General features: G+C 71.5%; 11 protein-coding genes, 1 tRNA gene and 1 riboswitch. Of the genes, 4 read left to right on the forward strand and 8 right to left on the reverse strand.

The features are described 5' to 3' along the window. Positions 1 to 375: 375 nt before the first annotated feature. The 6 genes from RIV14_RS12310 to RIV14_RS12335 form a co-directional block, all read right to left on the reverse strand. A tRNA-Arg gene (locus RIV14_RS12310) sits at positions 376 to 448 on the reverse strand. 100 nt (positions 449 to 548) lie between these two features. Continuing rightward, complete coding sequence (locus RIV14_RS12315) at positions 549 to 1,487, reverse strand: universal stress protein (protein ID WP_070658491.1); 939 nt, start codon at positions 1,485 to 1,487, stop codon at positions 549 to 551. Between the two features lie 197 nt (positions 1,488 to 1,684). Then, entirely contained in the window at positions 1,685 to 2,494 is an 810-nt protein-coding gene (locus RIV14_RS12320; RefSeq protein WP_075372006.1) for a C40 family peptidase, read from the reverse strand. A gap of 3 nt (positions 2,495 to 2,497) precedes the next feature. Further along, positions 2,498 to 2,653: riboswitch (cyclic di-AMP (ydaO/yuaA leader) on the reverse strand. Between the two features lie 456 nt (positions 2,654 to 3,109). Beyond that, complete coding sequence (locus tag RIV14_RS12325; RefSeq protein WP_075372007.1) at positions 3,110 to 3,781, reverse strand: metal-dependent transcriptional regulator; 672 nt, start codon at positions 3,779 to 3,781, stop codon at positions 3,110 to 3,112. Between the two features lie 284 nt (positions 3,782 to 4,065). Beyond that, entirely contained in the window at positions 4,066 to 5,400 is a 1,335-nt protein-coding gene (locus RIV14_RS12330) for an MFS transporter (RefSeq protein ID WP_075372008.1), read from the reverse strand. Positions 5,401 to 5,835: 435 nt separating this feature from the next. Further along, entirely contained in the window at positions 5,836 to 7,326 is a 1,491-nt protein-coding gene (locus RIV14_RS12335; protein ID WP_178387844.1) for an NCS2 family permease, read from the reverse strand. Between the two features lie 109 nt (positions 7,327 to 7,435). On the opposite strand from RIV14_RS12335, the gene RIV14_RS12340 reads away from it, so the two are divergent. The 4 genes from RIV14_RS12340 to RIV14_RS12355 all read left to right on the forward strand — a co-directional run bounded on the left by RIV14_RS12340 (position 7,436) and on the right by RIV14_RS12355 (position 15,815). Beyond that, a complete protein-coding gene (locus tag RIV14_RS12340; protein WP_143224187.1) occupies positions 7,436 to 8,602 on the forward strand; it encodes a DUF418 domain-containing protein in 1,167 nt (388 codons plus the stop codon). A gap of 88 nt (positions 8,603 to 8,690) precedes the next feature. After that, the gene (locus RIV14_RS12345) at positions 8,691 to 9,719 is read left to right on the forward strand and encodes a trypsin-like serine protease (RefSeq protein WP_075372011.1); all 1,029 of its coding nucleotides are present in this window, start codon (positions 8,691 to 8,693) and stop codon (positions 9,717 to 9,719) included. 178 nt (positions 9,720 to 9,897) lie between these two features. Then, positions 9,898 to 14,910, forward strand: coding sequence for a DEAD/DEAH box helicase (locus tag RIV14_RS12350; protein ID WP_075372012.1), 5,013 nt, complete (start codon positions 9,898 to 9,900; stop codon positions 14,908 to 14,910). Between the two features lie 68 nt (positions 14,911 to 14,978). Continuing rightward, positions 14,979 to 15,815 carry a uracil-DNA glycosylase gene (locus RIV14_RS12355; protein ID WP_075372013.1) on the forward strand — a complete coding sequence of 279 codons (837 nt, stop codon included), beginning with the start codon at positions 14,979 to 14,981 and terminating at the stop codon, positions 15,813 to 15,815. 24 nt (positions 15,816 to 15,839) lie between these two features. Here the strand turns inward: RIV14_RS12355 and RIV14_RS12360 are convergent, their stop codons facing one another. Then, complete coding sequence (locus RIV14_RS12360; RefSeq protein ID WP_075372014.1) at positions 15,840 to 17,570, reverse strand: DUF3027 domain-containing protein; 1,731 nt, start codon at positions 17,568 to 17,570, stop codon at positions 15,840 to 15,842. Between the two features lie 152 nt (positions 17,571 to 17,722). Next, a partial coding sequence (locus tag RIV14_RS12365) for a helicase-associated domain-containing protein (protein ID WP_309325205.1) occupies positions 17,723 to 18,938 on the reverse strand: 1,216 nt, incomplete at its 5' end.

The raw sequence follows: 18,938 nt of genomic DNA on the forward strand, positions 1-18,938 counted from the left end.
GCGCGGCGCCGCGGCCAGGGCCCCCAGGTCCGCGGCGAAACGCCGTCGACTCGCGGTTTGATCCGAGCCGGCCGAGGATCGGGCACCCTTGCGTTCATCCTCCCGCAGGGCAGCATCGCGCCGTTTGCGGCCGAAGGAGAAGAACGAAGGCGTCATACGCTCAAGATATAGGCCGATCGACCCTTGGGCGTGGAGACGCACCGCGGCGTGGCACGCCCCATGGGCCGGTGCTGGCCAGCGCCCGCCAGCACCGGTATCTCCCGACCGGCATCGGCCGGTGCGCGGTGCGCCTGCGATCGACGCGCCGGGACACCGGGAGGAGCTGATCGAGTCTGCCCGACAACGAGGTTCGCCAAGCGAACCCGGTGGTGTCAGTGCCCTCGATTGGATTCGAACCAACGACACCCGCTTTAGGAGAGCGGTGCTCTATCCCCTGAGCTACGAGGGCCTGGGGGAAGACTACCAGCGGATCGACCCGCCCATGACCACTCGGGTCACGGGGCGGCGCCGCGACGAGCGAAGGTGGGCTCGCCGCGGCGGGCGGGACCTCAGGCCCGGCCCCACGGGGTGGAGGTGCGCGAGGTGCGCCGCTCCCCCTTGGCCTGGTGCGTGGGGGCGACCAGCACGGGGCAGGAGGCGTGAGACAGGACGGCCTGGCTGGTGGAGCCCAGCAGGAGTCCGGAGAAGCCCCCGCGTCCACGCGAGCCAACCACGATGAGGTCCACGGCGGTGGAGAACTCTGCCAGGAGCTCGGCCGGGTTGCCGTCCAGGGCGTGGCGGCGCACCGTGACGCCCTCGTGGCCCTCGAGGGCCTCGTTGATGGCGCGGTCAAGTCCGGAGCGGACATCAGCCAGGACCTGCTCACGGTCGACGGCGGCCGGCAGCCAGGCCAGCGCCCCGGCCCCGGAGGCCATCGGCACGGCGGCGATGGCGGTGAGCTCGGCGCCCCACGCCTCCGCCTCGGTCACGGCCCACTTGAGGGCCCGGCGGGCCGAGGAGGAGCCGTCGACCCCGACGACGATGCGGCGCACCGGCGTGTAGTCGGCACCCTCGTTGTGACGGGGCACGACGACGGCCGGGCAGTGGCTGTGCGCGGGCAGGGCCGAGGAGACGGTTCCCAGGAGCCGGTCGGCGAAGCCGCCGCCTCCCCGAGTGCCGACGACGGCCAGCGTCGCCTCCTCGGAGAGGTCGACGAGAACCCCGGCCGGGTCCCCGGTCTCCAGGGAGGAGGTGACGGCGACACCGGACTTCTTGACACGCTCGACTGCCTCATCAATGACAGCCTGGGCGCCGGACCTGATGGCCGAGTCGTCGAGTGCCGCGTAGCCGCCGTCGAGGGAGGCGGTGGTGAAGGAGGGCAGGGAGTAGGCGCACAGGATGTGGACGCGCCAGCCCTGGCACTCGGCGCGCGCCACGGCCCAGTCCACTGCCGCCAGGGACTCCGGTGAACCATCGACTCCAACGAGGACGACGTTGTCATCAGTCATGAGATCTGCCCTTTCTCGAGATAACGGTCTGCGACCCAAGGAACATTCTGCCCTGAAAAGGGGTGTGGGGACCACCACATGAGACGGTTGTCCTCATTTTGCTCCCCGGAGGCGCCCCGATGGCCGGCCTGACACGCCGTGAGGGGTGGGCGCCAGATGGCACCCACCCCTCACGGTGAAGACTTCAGCGTCTGGGATCAGCCAACGCGGACGAAGCTCGGGGAGCCCCAGATCTCGCGGTAGACCACACCGGTGGACTCGTTGCCGGCCTCGACCACCTTGCCGTCACCGGCGTAGATGCCGACGTGGCCGGGCCAGGTGACGAGGTCGCCGGGCTGAGCCTCAGCAGCGGACACCGGGGTGCCGGACGCGGCCTGCTCGCCGGAGGTGCGGGGCAGGTTGATGCCGACCTGGGAGTACACGTACTGCGTGAAGCCGGAGCAGTCGAAGGCGTTCGGGCCGGAGGCGCCCCACACGTAGGGGGAGCCCACGTACTGCATGGCGATGGCCACGACAGAGGAGTTGGCGGTGCCGGTCGGCGCGGAGGCCGGGGTGGCCTGCGTGTCGGCGGAAGCGGAGTCAGTGCCCTGGTCCGCAGCAGCCGGGGCGGCGGCCTCGGAGGAGTTCTGCTCGGACTGAGCAGCGGAAGTCTCAGGGGCGGCGGGCGTCTGAGGAGCCGCAGGGGTAGGGGCGACGGCCTCCACCTCCGGGGCGGCCTCGGTGACCCAGTTCGCCTGGGAGATGGTGATCTGCTGACGGGCAGCCAGGGCCTCGCGGGCGTTGGCGGCGAAGATGCCAACCCCGGGGGTCACGCCGGAAGCCTCGATGGTGCCAGAGGAGGTGACCTCGGTGTGGCCGGCGGCGTTGGCTCCCGAAGCGATCATGGTCAGGGCGAGGCCGGACGAAGCGGCGACAGCCAGACCGCGGCGTGCGGTGGGAGCAAAGTCATCCAGTGGGGTAAGGGCGCGGGTGGCTTTGCGGTGACGTGCGGTGGTGCGTGAGGACATGAATGCTTTCTCCTGTTGAGCCGACGAGGTGAGCTGTCGGGTTCGGACTGGAGACGTCCGGCCCGCAGATGCGGGCTTCACCCCAAGGCCGCTTCGGCTGTTCGCCTGGGCGACCGGTAGTTGGTTCCCCCGTTCCTGCCACTTGAGTTGTTGGTTCCACGTGCCTCAGATCGAGTGGCAGGACTAAGCCCCGATCCGAGACGTCACCGAGACGGTTGTCTGCGGCAACGACCTGAACGCTACATGACAGACCCACGCTTCGTCACGGCTAGGTGTCACACACTGTTGTGAGCCGAAGCACTATGAAGCGCTTCTCGCTTTTATCCATATTGACCCAGGGACCTCAGTCCATCGGCGCACTCGCAGGAGAAACAGGAAATGCGCGATATTCCGCGGAAAAATTGCATCCGCCTCGACGGGATCCCGACATAGGCCCTGCGTCCCAGCGTTTATGGGACCCCACAGCGAGGACGTCCGGTGGGCCGTCACTCGGACAATGAGACAGTCTCCCGAATCTCACTTACTGAGACAGAAAACACCCCTCAAACCCCCTGCCTGCACAGGGTATTTTCAGGCTCCCTTGAGAGTCCTGACAGACAGGCCGAGCGCCGTCGCTCAGCGCTGTACGAAGAGGTGACGGGCGACGTCGTCGGCCAGGACCACGGGGTCACCGGAGGGCCCCACGAGCCTCACCCCGCCGGCGCTGACGCGCAGCTCCACCTCGGCTCCGGCGACGATCTGGGCGTCCTCGAGGCTGGCGAGGATCTCCACGTCGGCCTGGATCGGCTCCCCGATGCGACTGATGACGGCCGTGGTGGTATCGCGTCCGGCGACGTGGTCCACGCTGACCTCATCGGCGGACGGCCTCGGGTGCTCCGCGGTCCGTGGCGGGACGGGGTTGCCGAAGGGGTCGGTGGAGACGTCGTCGAGAATGACGGCGAGGCGCTCCTCGACCTGCTCGCTCATGACGTGCTCCCAACGACAGGCCTCCTCGTGGACGAATCGGCGCTCGATGCCGATGACGTCCAGCAGCAGTCTTTCAGTGAGCCGGTGCTTGCGGATCACGTCGGTGGCGCGCCTGCGTCCCTCATCGGTGAGCTCGAGGGAGCGGTCCTCGGCGACCTTGATGAGGCCGTCACGCTCCATGCGCGCCACCGTCTGGGAGACCGTGGGGCCCGAGTGGTCGAGACGCTCGACGATGCGGGCACGCAGCGGCGGGACGCCGTCCTCCTCAAGCTCATAGACGGTCTTGAGGTACATCTCGGTGGTGTCGATCAGCTCGGTCATGGGGGTGGGCTCCTGCTTGAGGTGGGTTACCGCGGCCATTCGATGCCTTCGGAGGGGCTCGCTCACCGAACCGCGTTCCTCGACAGGATATGCGGCATCCTGTGATGTGGGCCAGTACCGCCAGAAAGCGCGCCAATCCCCGGCTGGGGAGGACTCCCCAGTGTCTGGGAGATGCGCCACGGGTAGCGTACGTATTACTCGTTCGGTGACCCGTGCGGCCCGGTCAGCGGTGGCCGGGCGGCATGAACCGGCTTCCGGTGGGTTCCGGCGGGTGTCAGTCGGCGCTAGTCGGCGTCGTCGGCACGGGTCTGCTGCGGGGTCTGCGGCGGCTTCTCTGGCTTCGGCGCAGCCCTGAGGTAAGGGCGAGTGGAGGAGTAGTGCAGGGACAGGTTCCAGTGCCTGTAGCTCCAGGCGGCGGCCACCAGCGCGGTGAGGACAGCGCTCAGGCCGCCGACCGCGATCGCGATGCGCGGCCCCCAGGCGTCGGCCACCCAGCCGATGAGCGGGGCGCCGACCGGCGTCGACCCCAGGAAGAACATCATGTAGATGCTCAGGACCCGCCCGCGCATGGACGGCTCGGTGGTCATCTGCACGGTCTGGTTGGCGCTGGTCAGGAGGGTCAGGACGCACAGGCCCACCGGGATCGTCATGACCATGAAGGTCGGGTAGGTGGGCATGACGGCCAGCAGGAGGGTGAACACCCCCAGGGCGAGGGCCGCCAGCACGACCGTGCGGGGGCGGGGGTTGCGGCGCCTGGCCGCCCACAGTGCCCCGGAGAGGGACCCGACGGCGAAGACTGAGGAGACGGTGCCGTAGGCGTCGGACTCCAGGTGGAAGACGGTGCGCACCATCGCAGCCATGGTGACCTGGAAGTTGAGGGTGAGCATGGAGACGACGGCGACCACGGCGATGATGACGACGAGGTCCGTGCGGCCGCGCAGGTAGGTCAGGCCCTCGCGGAGCTGGCCGGCAGCGCGGTGGACGCGGGGCATGTCCACAAGCTCGTTCACGCGCATGGCGACCAGTGCCACGGCCGGGAAGACGAAGGTGGCGGCGTTAACGGCGAAGACCCAGCCAGCACCGACCCAGGCGATGACGACGCCGGCGAGGGCCGGCCCCAGAAGGCGGGCGGCGTTAAAGGAGGCCGAGTTGAGGCCCACGGCGTTGGACAGGTGCTCGGCGGGCACCATCCGGGCCACGAAGGTCTGGCGGGCGGGGGCGTCGTAGGCGGCGGCGACACCCGTGAGGAAGGCGGCCAGGTAGACGTGCCACAGGCGGGCGGTGCCGGCCAGGACGTCGAGGGCGAGGATCGCGGAGACCAGGCCCATGGCGCTCTGAGTGAGGATGAGGAACTTGCGCTGGTCGACCCGGTCGGCGACGAGGCCGGCGTGGGCGGACAGCAGCAGCATGGGGAGGAACTGCAGGGCCGTGGTCAGGCCGGTGGCGGAGGCGGAGTCGTCGGTGAGGACGCGCAGCACCAGCCAGTCCTGCGCCACGCGCTGCATCCAGGTCCCGGTGTTGGCCACGAGGGCGGACAGGAACCAGATCCGGTAGTTGTGGAATCTCAAGGAGGCGAAGATGCCTCCGCCGGGGCGGCGCGGTGAGGTCGTGCGAGTCATGTCCTGAAGCTGTGAAGACGTGGGGAGTGGGTTGACGAGTGTGGTGTGACGGGGTGTCGGTGTCCACAGCGCTGGCATCAACCCTGCATCGGCGCTGCACGTCGAGGAAGAACCGCAGGATTCCAACGATTCTCTCCGGGTGCGTCGACGGTGGGATCGTTCATGTCAGCGCTGTGGACACCAAGCCGTGGAACTGATCGACTCTGCGGTGCCTTGGCGGCGAAGTCGGCCGCGTAGGCCGGCGTCGCGTTCGTACCTTATGCCGCGCGTTCGGGGGTTCAGGGTACGAACGCGCGACCTACCCTACGAACGCAAGGCGCGAGGTTAGCGAGGCTAAGAGGCGCGGAATGCCGCCCACAGGCGCCGGAGTGTCCACACCGTCAGCTCCCAATGAAGGGTGGCCTCCGGCGCTTCCGCCGGAGGCCACCGACCTCGTCAGGAGACGCCGAGGATTGCCTTGATCGGGGCGAGGGTGAAGTAGACGACGAACATCGCGCAGGCCACCCACATGAGCGGGTGGATCTTCCGCGCCCTCCCCTGAGCCACCTCGACGACCAGGTAGGACACGAAGCCAGCCCCGATCCCGTTGGTGATCGAGTAGGAGAAGGGCATCATGATGATGGTCAGGAAGGCCGGCAGGGCGATCTCCGGGGACTTCCAGTCGATGTCGGTCACCTGCATCATCATGAGGAAACCGACCACCACGAGCGCCGGGGTGGCCGCCTCGTAGGGGACCATCTTGACCAGCGGCGCGAAGAACATGGACAGGGCGAACATAAAGCCGGTGACCACGGAGGCCAGGCCCGTGCGAGCCCCCTCCCCCACGCCCGCGGCGGACTCCACGTAGGAGGTGTTGGAGGAGACGCCCCCGACACCACCAGCAATGGCAGCCAGGGAGTCGACGACGAGGATCTCGCGCGTCTTGGGCGGGTTGCCGTGCTCGTCGAGCAGGTCGCCCTCGGCGCCGATGGCGACCATGGTGCCCATCGTGTCGAAGAAGTCGGCCAGCAGCAGGGAGAAAACCAGGAGGATCACCGAGACGATCCCGACCTTGTGGAGGCTGCCCAGCAGGCTGAAGTGGCCCAGCGTGGACAGGCTCGGCAGGTCCACCGGGAAGCCGTCCAGGTGCGGCTCTGACAGGGACCAGCCGGTGAGATTGAGGGTGCCCTTCTCCGGGTCGTCGTTGAAGGGGCCCAGGTGGGCAAAGGCGTCAATGACAATGGCCAGGACCGTGGCCGAGGCGATTCCGATGAGGATGGCGCCGCGGACCTTGCGCACGTGGAGCACCACCATGAGGAAGAGCCCGAAGAGGAAGACGAGGACCGGCCAGCCCTGGAGGGAGCCGCCCAGGCCCAGTTCCAGGGGGGTGCCGCCGCGGCGCACCATCTTGGCGTCCACCAGGCCGATGAGCGCGATGAACAGGCCGATGCCCACTGAGATCGCGGTCTTGAGCTGGTCCGGGACGGCCTTGAAGACGGCCTCCCGGAAGCCGGTGAGCACCAGGGCGAGGATGATGACGCCCTCGATGACGACGAGGCCCATGGCGTCGGCGTAGGTCATGCCCTGGGTACCCACGAGGGTGTAGGCGACCATCGCGTTGATCCCCAGGCCCGCGGCCAGGGCCATCGGGTAGTTGGCGACAACGCCCATGAGGATCGTCATGACTGCGGCGACGAAGGCGGTACCGGCGGCGAGCTGGGCCTCGGTTCCTGGAGGGCTCGCCTTGGACAGGATCGCGGGGTTGAGGACGAGGATGTAGCTCATCGAGAAGAAGGTGACGATGCCGCCACGGATCTCTCGGGAGATGCTCGAACCGCGTTCAGTGATGTGGAAGAACCGATCCAGTCGGGAGACCTGACTGGGCGAGGACGAAGATGAGGACTTCGTCGGGGTACGTGTGCTCACGGCGGCATTCTTCCAGATCATCACGCGCTGAGCGAAACCCGACGGTTGCCTCACGACAACACGACGCGTCATCGAAGCCGGCAGAACTATTTACACCGTCACAACAGCAGCGCCCCTAGGGTCCTGTTCCGTGCACGTAACCGGCTCATTCGAACCACCGACAGGCTGTCCGACGACGTCGAACACGCCGCCCGAGGAGGCTGCGCCCCGCAGGCCGTCGGGTACCTCACCGGCAGCGCCGTCGACGACGCCCTCCCCGCCTCGCCGGCGCATCATCGGGCTCGATATCGCCCGCGCCCTGGCACTGATCGGCATGGTGGTGGCCCACCTCATGGAGCCTGAGGGGTGGCCGGCAGAGATCGTTCGCGGGTTCTCCTCGGCCCTGTTCGCCGTGCTGGCCGGCATATCGCTGTCCATCATGGGATCGCGCGGGGTCCGTGAGGGAGGGGCGGCGCTGGCGGCATCACGTCACGGGATCATCGTCCGCGGCGTCATTCTCATTGTTCTGGGCGAGATGATCACGCCTTTCGCCGGCACTATCAACGTGGTGCTCACGGCCTTCGGCATCTGCTACATCGCCCTGGCCTGCGTACCGCGCTGGCACACTCGCACGCTCATGGTCGTCCTCGCGTGGACGATCATCCTCTCCGCGGTCTGCCACGTCCTCGACGCCACCGTCGGGGTGCCCTCACAGGCACTGGCCGGGGCCTACCCGGCCTTCGCCTGGGCGAGCTACATGCTCATCGGGGTACTCGCCCACCGTTTCATTGTGGGCAGCGCCCGGGCCCAGGCCCTCACGGTCGCCGTCGGCCTGCCCCTCGCCGTCGCCGGGGCCGTGGCACGCAACACCATCGACGTCGTCGCCGCGGTCTCCTCCGACAAGCTGAGCGTCATCATCCCCATGATGCTCATCGATCCGGTCACCCACTCCGGAGCGCTGATCGACCTCGTCACGACGGCGGGCGGAGCCCTGGCCATCGTCTCCCTGTGCCTCCTGGCCCACAGAGGGACTCGCACCGGCTGGGCGGGCCGGCTGGTCCTGCCGCTCCAGGCCATGGGCTCAATGTCCCTGACCGTCTACGTCTGTCACGTCCTGAGCGCCGGTCCCTTCCTCTCCGACGACGCCCCACTGCGCATGCCGGTCCTGGGAACCGCCACGATCCTGTTCACCCTGGCGCTGGCCACGATCATCCGCCTGAGGTTCGACCACGGCCCCCTGGAGTGGGCACTGCGACGGCTCGTCCGAACCGCCACCGACCAGAACCGTCCCGGTCGGACGATTCCCGAACCCACCTGAACCACCACCGCCCCAAACTCACACCGGAACCCGCAAGAACACCTCCATCCCACACACCGCACCGCCGCTCAGGTCAGAGGAGAACACCATGTCACCCACCGCCACGATCCCGGACCCCCAGCCGCTTCCGCACCGTCTTCACCTCCCCCGCTCGCTCGTGCGCGCCCACGGCCTGCTCGCCGTCACCGCCCTCGCGCTCCTTCCAGCAGGCGCGGCGCACGCACTCATGAGTCCCGACACGGCCGGGGCCGACGACGCCACCAGTTCCGCCGTCGTCTCCGAGAAGATCGGCAGCGAGGGCGATCCCAACGGCAACTGCACCGGCACCGCGATCGCCCCACGGTGGGTGGTGACCGCCCGGCACTGCGTCGAGAACTCCCCCAAGGCCTCCGGGTCCTCCGTGCGCATCGGCCAGGGCGACAAGCAGCGCGTCGTCAACGTCGACCGGTGGGAGAAGGCCCCCGCCGGCGACATCGCGCTGATGCACACCACGGAGGACATGAAGCTCGCCAGCTACCCCAAGATCGCTGACACGGTCCCCTCCTCCGGTGAGGTAACGGTCTACGGCTGGTCCTCCGACGGCTCAGGCGGCACCAAGACGCTGCCCAAGGCGACCGGAAGCATCACGGGCACCGCGGACTTCACCCTCTTCGAGGGCAAGCAGTCCCTGAGCGTCGACCTCCGCAACGGCGCCAAGACCCAGCCGGGGGACTCCGGCGGCCCGGTGTTCACCGGGGACAAGGTGGCGGCGGTCCTTACTGCGAGCATTGACGAGAGCAATCCCGAAGCCACGTCCTCCAGCCACTTCACATGCGCTCCCCTGGCCGAGCAGTACGACTGGATCATGAAGACGATCTCCGCCGACGACGGCGACTCGGGCTCCCAGGCCAAGGCCAAGGAGTCCCATGACCTCAACCCGCTGTGGCTGGTTGGTGGAGGGATCGTGCTACTGGCCGCGTTGGGCGCGTCCTTCGCCGTCATCAAGCGGGGCAAGAAGGACCAGGGGGCGGACGAGGCCTCGGCGCCCCTCACGGCCGGTAACGCCGGAGCCTCTCACGACTCCGACGCCCGGGTCGGCGAGCCCGACTCCGAAGGCTCCCCCACCGAGGAGTCCTGACCCAGTCCCCTGCGGTGGCGGTGGGTGAACGGAGACGGGGCTGCTCTCCCACCGCTGCCGCAGGCCTTGTCAGCTCCGCGCAGCGAGCCGGTCAGCGCGATGAAGACGCGCGGATTGCTGTCACACCCTCGTGGAAGGATGGTCACTGAAGCCACAAGGCGAACGGGGGTGATCGAGCATGGCTGCGGGCACAACATCGAGCAGCAACGACGCCGCGACGGCCAGTGCGCACAGACCGGGCTGGGCGGGATTCTCCTCGACCACCCGCACCTGGTTCCTCGGCGCCTTCCCCACCGGGCCCACCACCGTGCAGGAGCGGGCCTGGGCCGCGATCGGCCGGGGTGAGAACGCCCTGGTCATCGCCCCCACCGGTTCGGGCAAGACGCTCGCGTCCTTCCTGTCCGCCATTGACCGCCTGGGTCGGCTCGACGCCGGTGAGGAGGCCCGCGAGCGCCCGGAACCAACCGACGGCGTGCGGGTCCTCTACATCTCTCCGCTCAAGGCTCTGGGAGCGGACGTGGAGCGCAACCTGCGCCGGCCGCTGGCGGGGATCGCCGCCGTCGGCCCCACCCGCCCGATCTCGGTGGGGGTGCGCTCGGGGGACACGCCCGCGCGGGAGCGTCGTCGGCTGCGCAGCTACCCGCCCAGCATCCTCATCACGACGCCGGAGTCGCTCTACCTCATGCTCACCAGCGCCGTGCGGGAGACGCTGCGGACGGTGGAGACGGTCATCGTCGACGAGATCCACTCCTTCGCCGGTTCCAAGCGCGGCACGCACCTGGCCGTGTCCCTGGAGCGACTCGATGACCTCCTGGAGCGCCCGGCGCAGCGCATCGGCCTGTCCGCCACCGTCTCACCCCCACAGGAGGTCGCCCGCTTCCTCGGCGGGCCGCACCCGGTGACGATCATTGCCGACGACGGCCGGGCGACGCCGGAGGTCACGGTGGCCGTACCGGTGGAGAACATGGCCCGTATCCCGGCGATCTCGGACCGGCGCACCCGGATGGAGCGGGCGCTGGCAGCACCCGCGAGCGCGGGCGGCGGCTGCGGCGCCCAGCCCTCCGGGCTCGGGCGGGCGGGGTTCTCGCAGGCCTGGCGCTCCGATAAGGCGCTGAGCCGGGCCATGGCGGCGGGGCGGGCTGACGGGCCCGGTGCAGGGGTGCCCGCCCGGGTGTCGGCCTCGATCTGGCCGCATCTTGAGAACGCGATCCTCGACCAGGTCCTGACCCATCGCACGACGCTGGTCTTCGTCAACTCCCGGGGCGCCTGCGAGCGACTCACCGCGCACCTCAACGAGGCCTACGCCGCGCGTCTCGGGGCGGCGGCGCCGACGCCGCAGGCGCCGGTTCACCGGGAGTCCTGGGAGATGGGAACCGGTTCGCACACCGAGGCCCTGGCGGCGGGCGCCCCGGTGATCGCCAAGGCCCACCACGGGTCAGTCTCCAAGGAGCAGCGTCTGGGCGTGGAGCGGGAGCTGGCCGCGGGGGAGCTGAGGTGCGTGGTGGCCACGGCCTCGCTCGAGCTCGGCATCGACATCGGCTCGGTCGACCTCGTGCTCCAGGTGGCGCCGCCGCCGTCGGTCGCGGCGGGCCTGCAGCGGGTGGGGCGCGCCGAGCACCGGGTGGGCGGGCGGCCGCGCGGCGTCATCTATCCCGTGGAGCGCACTCACCTGGTGGACGCCGCCGTCGCCGCCGAGGGGATGCGCGCCGGGGCGATCGAGCGCACCGAGCTGGCCTCCAACGCCCTGGACGTGCTGGCCCAGCAGACGGTCGCAGCGGTGAGTGTGGCGGAGGGGCTGACGGCCGACGCATGGTTCTCCACTGTCACGCGGTCGGCCCCCTACTCCTCGCTGCCGCGCTCGGCCTTCGACTCGGTCCTGGAGCTGTTGGCCGGCGGCTTCGCCTCGGCGGACCTGGCGGACTTCTCGCCGCGGATCGTGTGGGACCGCGCCACCGGTGAGCTCAGCGCCCGGCCCAGCACGCAGCGGCTGGCAGTGGCGTCCTCGGGCACGATCCCGGACCGGGGCATGTTCCCCGTCGTCCTGCCCGAGGGGGCGCAGGACGCCGGGCGGCGGCGGGTCGGGGAACTCGATGAGGAGATGGTGCACGAGTCCAGCCCGGGCGACGTCATCACGCTGGGGACGTCGAGCTGGCGGATCCGCCAGATCACGGGGGACCGCGTCGTCGTCGACCCGGCTGAGGGGCGCAGCGCCCGCCTGCCGTTCTGGAAGGGCGAGGGGTTGGGAAGACCCGCGGCCACCGGGCTCGCCAAGGGCGTCTTCCTGCGTGAGGCTCAGGCCTCCTTGCCAGCGCAGGCGGGCGCCGGGGAGTCGGAGGGCGAGCGGGCGCTGCGGCACCGGCTCACAGAGGCGGGACTGGATGATCATGCCCGCGCCAACCTGCTGGCACTGCTGCGCGAGCAGTACCGGGCCACCGGCGCCCTGCCGACGGATGAGACCCTGGTCCTGGAGCGCTATGAGGATGAGTCCGGAAGCTGGCGGGTCATCGTCCACAGCACACTGGGTCGGCGCGTCCACGAGCCCTGGGCGATGGCGATCCGGGAGCGGGTGTACCAGCTGCTGGGGGTGCGCCCGCAGACCATCGTGGCCGACGACGGCATTGTCCTGCAGATCCCACCGGTTGAGGGCGGCCTCCCGGGGGCCGGGCTCATCACCTTCGACGCCGCGGAGATCTCCTCCCTGGTGCGCAGCCGGATCGAGACGACGGCACTGTTCGCGGCCCGGTTCCGCGAGTGCGCCGCCCGCGCCCTGCTCATGCCCGCCGCCCGCCCAGGGCGCCGCACGCCGTTGTGGCTGCAGCGGGTCAAGGCCGGCCAGCTGCTCGAGGCCTCCCGCCAGTTCCAGGACTTCCCGGTCAGCGTGGAGGCGGCGCGCGAGTGCCTCCAGCAGTACTACGACCTGCCCGCACTCACCGACCTCATGGAGCGTCTCGCTTCCGGCCGGGTGCGCGTCGTCGAGGCCGTCACCAGTGAGCCGTCGCCCTTCGCCCACCCGCTGCTGTTCGGGTACGCGAGCACCCTGATCTACCAGGAGGACCTGCCCCACGCCGAGCGCCGGGCCCAGCTGCTCTCCCTGGACCCCAAGGCGCTGGGCGTCCTGCTGGGCGACGGTGGCGTCGCGGAGCTGCTCGACGACGAGGTCCTGGCTCAGGTGGAGGCCGAGCTCCAGCACCTGGCCCCCGGCCGGCAGGTGCGCGCCGACGCCGAGCAGATCGCCGATCTGCTGCGTGAGCTGGGCCCGTTGAGCGCGGCCGAGCTGGCTGAGCGGTGCACCGACGTCGACCAGCGGGATCCGGGGGAGGACGCACGGGTCGACGGCGCGGACGGTACCGGCGGCGACGTCGAGCGCGCGGTCGAGCACTCAGTCAGGCAGGCGGTCGAGCGGGAGACCGAACACACTGTCGAGCGGGCGCTCGCCGAGCTGGCCGGGGCTCGTCGAGCCACCACGGTGCGGGTCGGCGGGCGGGAGCTGTGGGCCCGGGTCGAGGACGTCCCGGCTCTACGGCGGGCCCTGGGAGCGGAGGTCCCCGACTGGGCGCTGGAGCAGGTCGGGGCAGGTGGAGCGGTCGAGCGGAGGGCGGCGGCCCGCTCGCCGCTGAACGACCTGGTTCTGCGCTACGCGCGCACCCACACGACCGTGACACCGCAACGCGTGGCGCGGGCCTTCGGGCTGGGGGCGGCAGAGGCGGAGGGGGCCCTGGCCGAGCTGGCCAGGGCCGGTTCCCTCGTGGACCTGGGTGCGGCAGGGTGGATGGAGCCGGCGGCCCTGGCCCGGGTGCGTCACCGCTCCCTGGCCCGGGCGCGGGCCGCCATCGCGCCGGCACCACCCGCGGCTCTCCAGCGTCTCGTGCTGGAGCGGGCGGGCCTGGATGAGCCGGGCGGCGGCGTCGACACCCTGGCGCAGGCCCTGGCGGCGCTGGAGGGCGTATGGCTGCCGGCCGGCCTGTGGGAGTCCGTGGTGCTGCCCGCGCGCGTGGCCGACTACCGGCCGGCCATGCTCGATGAGCTCATCGCCGCCGGGGAGGTCGTCTGGCAGGCGCGGCCCGTCGGCGATGCCGCGTCCCGGTCCGGTTCCGCCCGGGCGCGGGCCGGGGCCGACGACGTCCCCGCGCCGGGAGAGGTCGCCTTCTTCCCCACTGACTCCGCCCTGGCGCCGGTCGCCGGGGAGGCGATCGCGCTTGCTGAGCCGGAGGCGCCGGCGGGCCGGGAGACGGGAGTCACTGGGGAGGGGCTCTGGCGGCTGGTTCGTGAGGGGGCCGCCACGGGACGCTCCTTCGAACCGGTGCGCCGGGCACTGGCGCCCGCGGCCGGGCCACGCACCGCCCCGCCCTCACGACGGGTGCGCAGCCGCCGGGGCCGTCGCCTCATGATGGAGATGCCGCGCGCCGGGGAGGTGACGGCGGCCGGGAGGCTGTCCTTAGTGGTGGGCTCCGCCTCCTGGGTGAGGCTGTCTGGCGCGCCAGCCGGCGATGAGGAGCGGGCGATCGCGCAGGTGGAGTCGCTGCTGGACCGCTACGGGGTCGTCTGCCGCGACCTCGCCCTGGCCTTCGGCGCTTCAGGAGGGCTCGGGCCCCTCATGCCGGTGCTGCGGCGCATGGAGGAGACCGGGGTGATTCTGCGCGGCGGTTTCATTGAGGACCTGGGGCCGACGCAGTTCGCCGAGCGGGAGAGCATTGACCGGCTGCGGTCCCTCAGCCACGGCCCCGGCGGCGCGACGGAGACACCGGTCGTGCTCGATCTGAAGGACCCGGCCTGTCTCGTCGGACGCGGGGTGCGGTGGCCCGAGCCGGCGCTGCCGGCCGGCCTCGGCGAGTCGGCCGGGGGCCACGGCGAGGAGACGGGCGACCCACCGGTCCGGCGCCAGGGGGCGAGCGTCGTCGTGCTGGGAGGCGCCCCGGTGCTCTACGCCTCGGAGAACCTCAAGGTCCTCATCTCCTACACCTCCGAGCGCGAGGAGCTGGTGCGCGCCCTGGCCGCGCTAGCGGCCGACAGGCAGCGGATGTTGGCGTACCAGGGGGCCGCGGCGGTCAGGCGCCGCACGGTGGTGGAGTCCCTCAACGGGGTCACCTCGCTGGAACCCGCCGTGAGCGACCTCCTGCGTGAGGCCGGTTTCGTGCGCGACCCCAAGGGGATGCGGCTCGCCGTCGGCCCCCACGGGGCCACCTGGCGATGAGCGGGCCGGCCCTTCACCGGTGGACAGAAGCCGGCCCACGGTGCTCTCCACACGTCCACAATGAGAACATGGCCGATCCGCACCCCATCACCGGAGCGTTCTTCGATTCCCCGGTCCCTCCCGGGACCGGATGGCCCGACGATCCCGCAACTGCCGCCACACCCGTGGCCCGCTCGGCCACCGACGTGGCAGGGCTGGCCGACTCGTCGTCGGAACTGTCCGCACTCGACGCCAGGATCACAGTGTGCCGTGCCTGCGACCGGCTCGTGGCCTGGCGTGAGGAGGTGGCCAGGACCGGCCGTCGAGCCTCCTTCGCCCATGAGCCGTACTGGGGGCGACCGGTGGCAAGCGTCGGGTCCGCGGATGCCCGCATCTACGTCGTCGGGCTGGCACCCGCAGCCAATGGGGCGAACCGCACCGGCCGCATGTTCACCGGGGACCGCTCCGGGGACTGGCTGTGGGCGGCCTTCTACCGGGCGGGCCTGGCGGCGTCCCCCACCTCGACGGCGGCCGGTGACGGGCAGCAACTCATCGGGGCGCGCATGGGCGCCGCCGTGCGTTGCGCCCCGCCGGCCAACAAGCCGACGACCGTTGAGCGCGCCACCTGCGCGCCGTGGCTCGCCCGCGAGATCGCCCTCATGCCCGAGGTCAAGGTGCTGCTGGCGCTGGGCGGGATCGGATGGGGCGCGGTGCTGCGGGTCACCCGGGAGGCCGGGTGGACCCTGCCCCGACCCCAGCCGCGCTTCGGCCACGGGGCGACGGCGGAGCTGACCAGGCCCGACGGCAGGCCGGTGACGCTGCTCGGCAGCTACCACCCCAGCCAGCAGAACACATTCACCGGTCGGCTCACCGAGGCGATGCTCGATGAGGTGCTGGCGACCGCCAAGCGCCTCGCTGAGGCATGATGACGGGCTGCGGCTGACGAGGCCTCAGGAGCGGCTGGGCAGGATGGCCTCGAGCTCGGCGAGGGTCCGCGGCGTCTGCTCCGTGGGGGCGCCGGCCTCGGTGATCTCGGCATCCTCGGTGGCCGCATCGTCCTGGGGCACGTCGATCCCGAGGGCCAGGGACAAATCGGCGACGGCAGCGCGGGCCGAGGCGGCGCGCTCGCTGGGCGTGTCACTGGACTCGCCACCGGCGGGAGCCGGCGAGGGCCCATCCGCGGTTGCCGCGAGAGACTCGGCAACGCTCGCCGCATCTGGGCCCGATGAGGCCGACGCCGCGGCGGCCGCCCTCTCGAGCTCTCCCAGGTCGAGCCCCACCAGGCGGCTGCTGCGTTCCTCAGAGGCTTCCTCCGGCGAGTCGGCCGTGCGACGGCGGCGCGTCGAGGTGGCCGCGCGGCGGGAGCGCCTCGCGGTGGGCCTCTGCTCAGACGCGGCGGGCTTCTTGCCGGTCTTCGTTCCGGGCTCCTCCACCGGGCGCTCCTCGGCCGCGGGCGCCGCGGCATCCGTGCCGGAGGCGCCGTCCTCGGCTTGAGTGTCCGGGGCGTCGGCGGCTTCGTCAGCGGCGGCGTCGGAGTAGGTGGCCTTCGCGGCGCCGGCCGGGGCGTCGGCGTCCCGGGTCGGCGACTCCGTATCGGTTCCCTGACCGGGGGCGCCTGCTACGTCCGCCGCGTCCTCGGCGGGGGCACCACTCGGCTCGGCGTCGACGTCGTCGGCCTGCTCGGCGGCGAGCTCGGCGATGCTGCGGCCCTCGCGCAGGTCGAGCCCGTTGGTGCTCAGCGGCACCATGAGGTGGTCGTTGACCCGGGAGGGGTTGATGGGCCACTCCGGGCCCTGGTCGGGCAGGTCGGTCTCGGAGTGGGCGCCGCAGCCGTGGTCCAGGGAGACGACGCTGCCGTCGTCGGCGGCCCACTCGTTGGCGCACACGCCGAAGATGGCACGCAGGGCGCCGGCCATGGGCACGAAGAAGCCGCAGGTGGAGCAGGTGGCGTGGGCCTTGCGGACGCCCTCGGCGTCGGGGCCGTGGTCGCCGCCGTACCAGCGCTCGGCGGCGCTGGCGACGCCCTGGGCGCTCAGGACCCGGGGGCGGCCCAGGTCGAGCTCGTCCAGAGCGACGGCGTCGGCGTCCTCACCGGTGGCCTCCCACCCGGGCTCGAGGCGCTCGTCGGTCTCCTTGCGGGGCAGGCGGTCGGAGCGGGTGATGTCGCCGGGTTCGAGGCGCTCGGCCCACGGGACCCAGGCTGGCGCGAGGAGGGCCTCCTCACCGGGGAGGAGCTCCACCTCGCAGACGGTGGCGGTGCGGCTGCGCGGGACGCGGCTGAGGGTGACCGCCCAGCGCCAGCCGCGGTAGCCGCTCAGGGTGCAGTCGAACAGGTGGGTGACGAGGCGCTCGGCGTCGGGCGCGGCGGCCACGTACTCGCCGACGGTGATGGGGTCGGTGACCTCCTCCAGCGCGTGGCGGGCCAGCTCGACGGCAGCCGGGGAGGTAAGGGTCTTGTCCTTGGCGGCCTGGGCCTGCTCAGCGGGGGTCGGCAGGGCGCCGGCGCGCGGCACGGGGGCCGGCGTCGGAGAGGGCGAGGCCGCGCCCGGTGCCGGGGCCGGGCGCTCCATGGTCGCCGTGGCGGTACGCGCCCCAGTGGCGGCGCCCGCCGGAGAACCCGAGCCGGTCCCGGTTACGGGCTCGCCTGAGGCGTCGATGTGAGAGTCGATCGTGTCGGTCACTCGGCCAGTGTAGGGGAGGCACCTGGAACTGCCCCGGCCCGCGCGGGTTGGCCTGAGCACACCGGCCCGCCCTCCCACACTTCGACCAAATCTTCACAATCGACACAGATACGCGTCGATTGTGAAGATTTTGTCGGTAAGTGAGAGAACCGTCAGCTCGCCTCGACCGAGACGATGCGGTGGACGGCCACGGTCAGCTCGGTCTCGCGCACCACGTCGCGCAGGCGCACCCGCCCGGCCTCCACGGCCATGACCCGCACCTGCCGCTCCTGCACGGCGCCGTCGGGGCCGGCCAGCCTCAGCCGCAGCCGCGAGCGCGAGGACTGCGCCTGGCGCAGCACCGCCAGGGCGTGCACCGGGTCGGTGGCCACAGCCGTCTCTCCGGCGGCCTGCAGTGCCTCCTGCCCCACACGCAGCCGCCCCACGAGGGTCGTCAGCTCGCGCCTTCCGGGCCGACGTCGCCGCACCGAGTGCTCGCTGCCGGGGCGCGTCGGCTCGGGGGCCCGGCGGGCCTGCTGCGCGGTGGCCGGCCCGACCACCAGGTGGCCGCTCTCGTCCTCGGTCACCGGAGCCAGCCCGGTGGCACGCAGCTCGCGCAGCACCTGCCCGGCGCTCGCCGTGGCCACGAGGATCCCGGGCGCCACCTCATCCAGGCCGAGGTCCCGCAGACGCGGTTCGGCCAGGAGGCCTGCGGCCGTGGCCTCGTCGCCGACCCGCAGCAGTGCGGACACGGCCCGCACCCGCACCGCCCCGTGGTGGCGGGCGGCGTCCTGGACGAGCACGCTCAGCGAGTCCGGCAAAGGCGTGGGGCTGTAGCGGCTGATCTCCTGGGTGATTTCCTCGGCCCGGTAGCCGACGTCGAGCGCGCCGCGCACCGACTCAGAGGTGAAGCGCACCGTGAGCGCCCCGCCGCGCGACTCGACGACGCTCGTGCGCTCCAGCAGCGCCGCCAGCTCGGGGGCGGGGCGGCCCGGCACGATGGCGGTGAGATCGGACTGGACGAGGATCGTCTCGACGGCGGCAGGCAGGTCCGCGGCCAGCGCTGCCTCCAGGGCGGCAAGGGTCTCGTCGTCCGACAGCGGCTCGGCGTGCGCGGCGCCGCCGGTCTCCTCGGCGCGGTTGGCACCGCCGGGGCCGCCGGGAACGCCACTGAGTCCGGTGTCCTGCTCGTCGAGGCTCGCCGCCGCCCGCCGGGCAAGGATCCTGCCGGCCTCGGTCAGCGCTCCGCCGCCGGTGATCCCGAGGGTCTCGGCCTCGGCCAGGACCGCGGAGATCGCTCCGCCGGGGATGGTGCGCCGGGGGCTCTGCCAGGTCAGGGCCGCCCGCACGAAGGCGGGGGGCGCGCTGGCCCCCGGCGGGAGGTCGCCC

The sequence above is a fragment of the Actinomyces acetigenes genome (genome assembly GCF_031296635.1).
Lineage (GTDB): Bacteria > Actinomycetota > Actinomycetes > Actinomycetales > Actinomycetaceae > Actinomyces > Actinomyces acetigenes.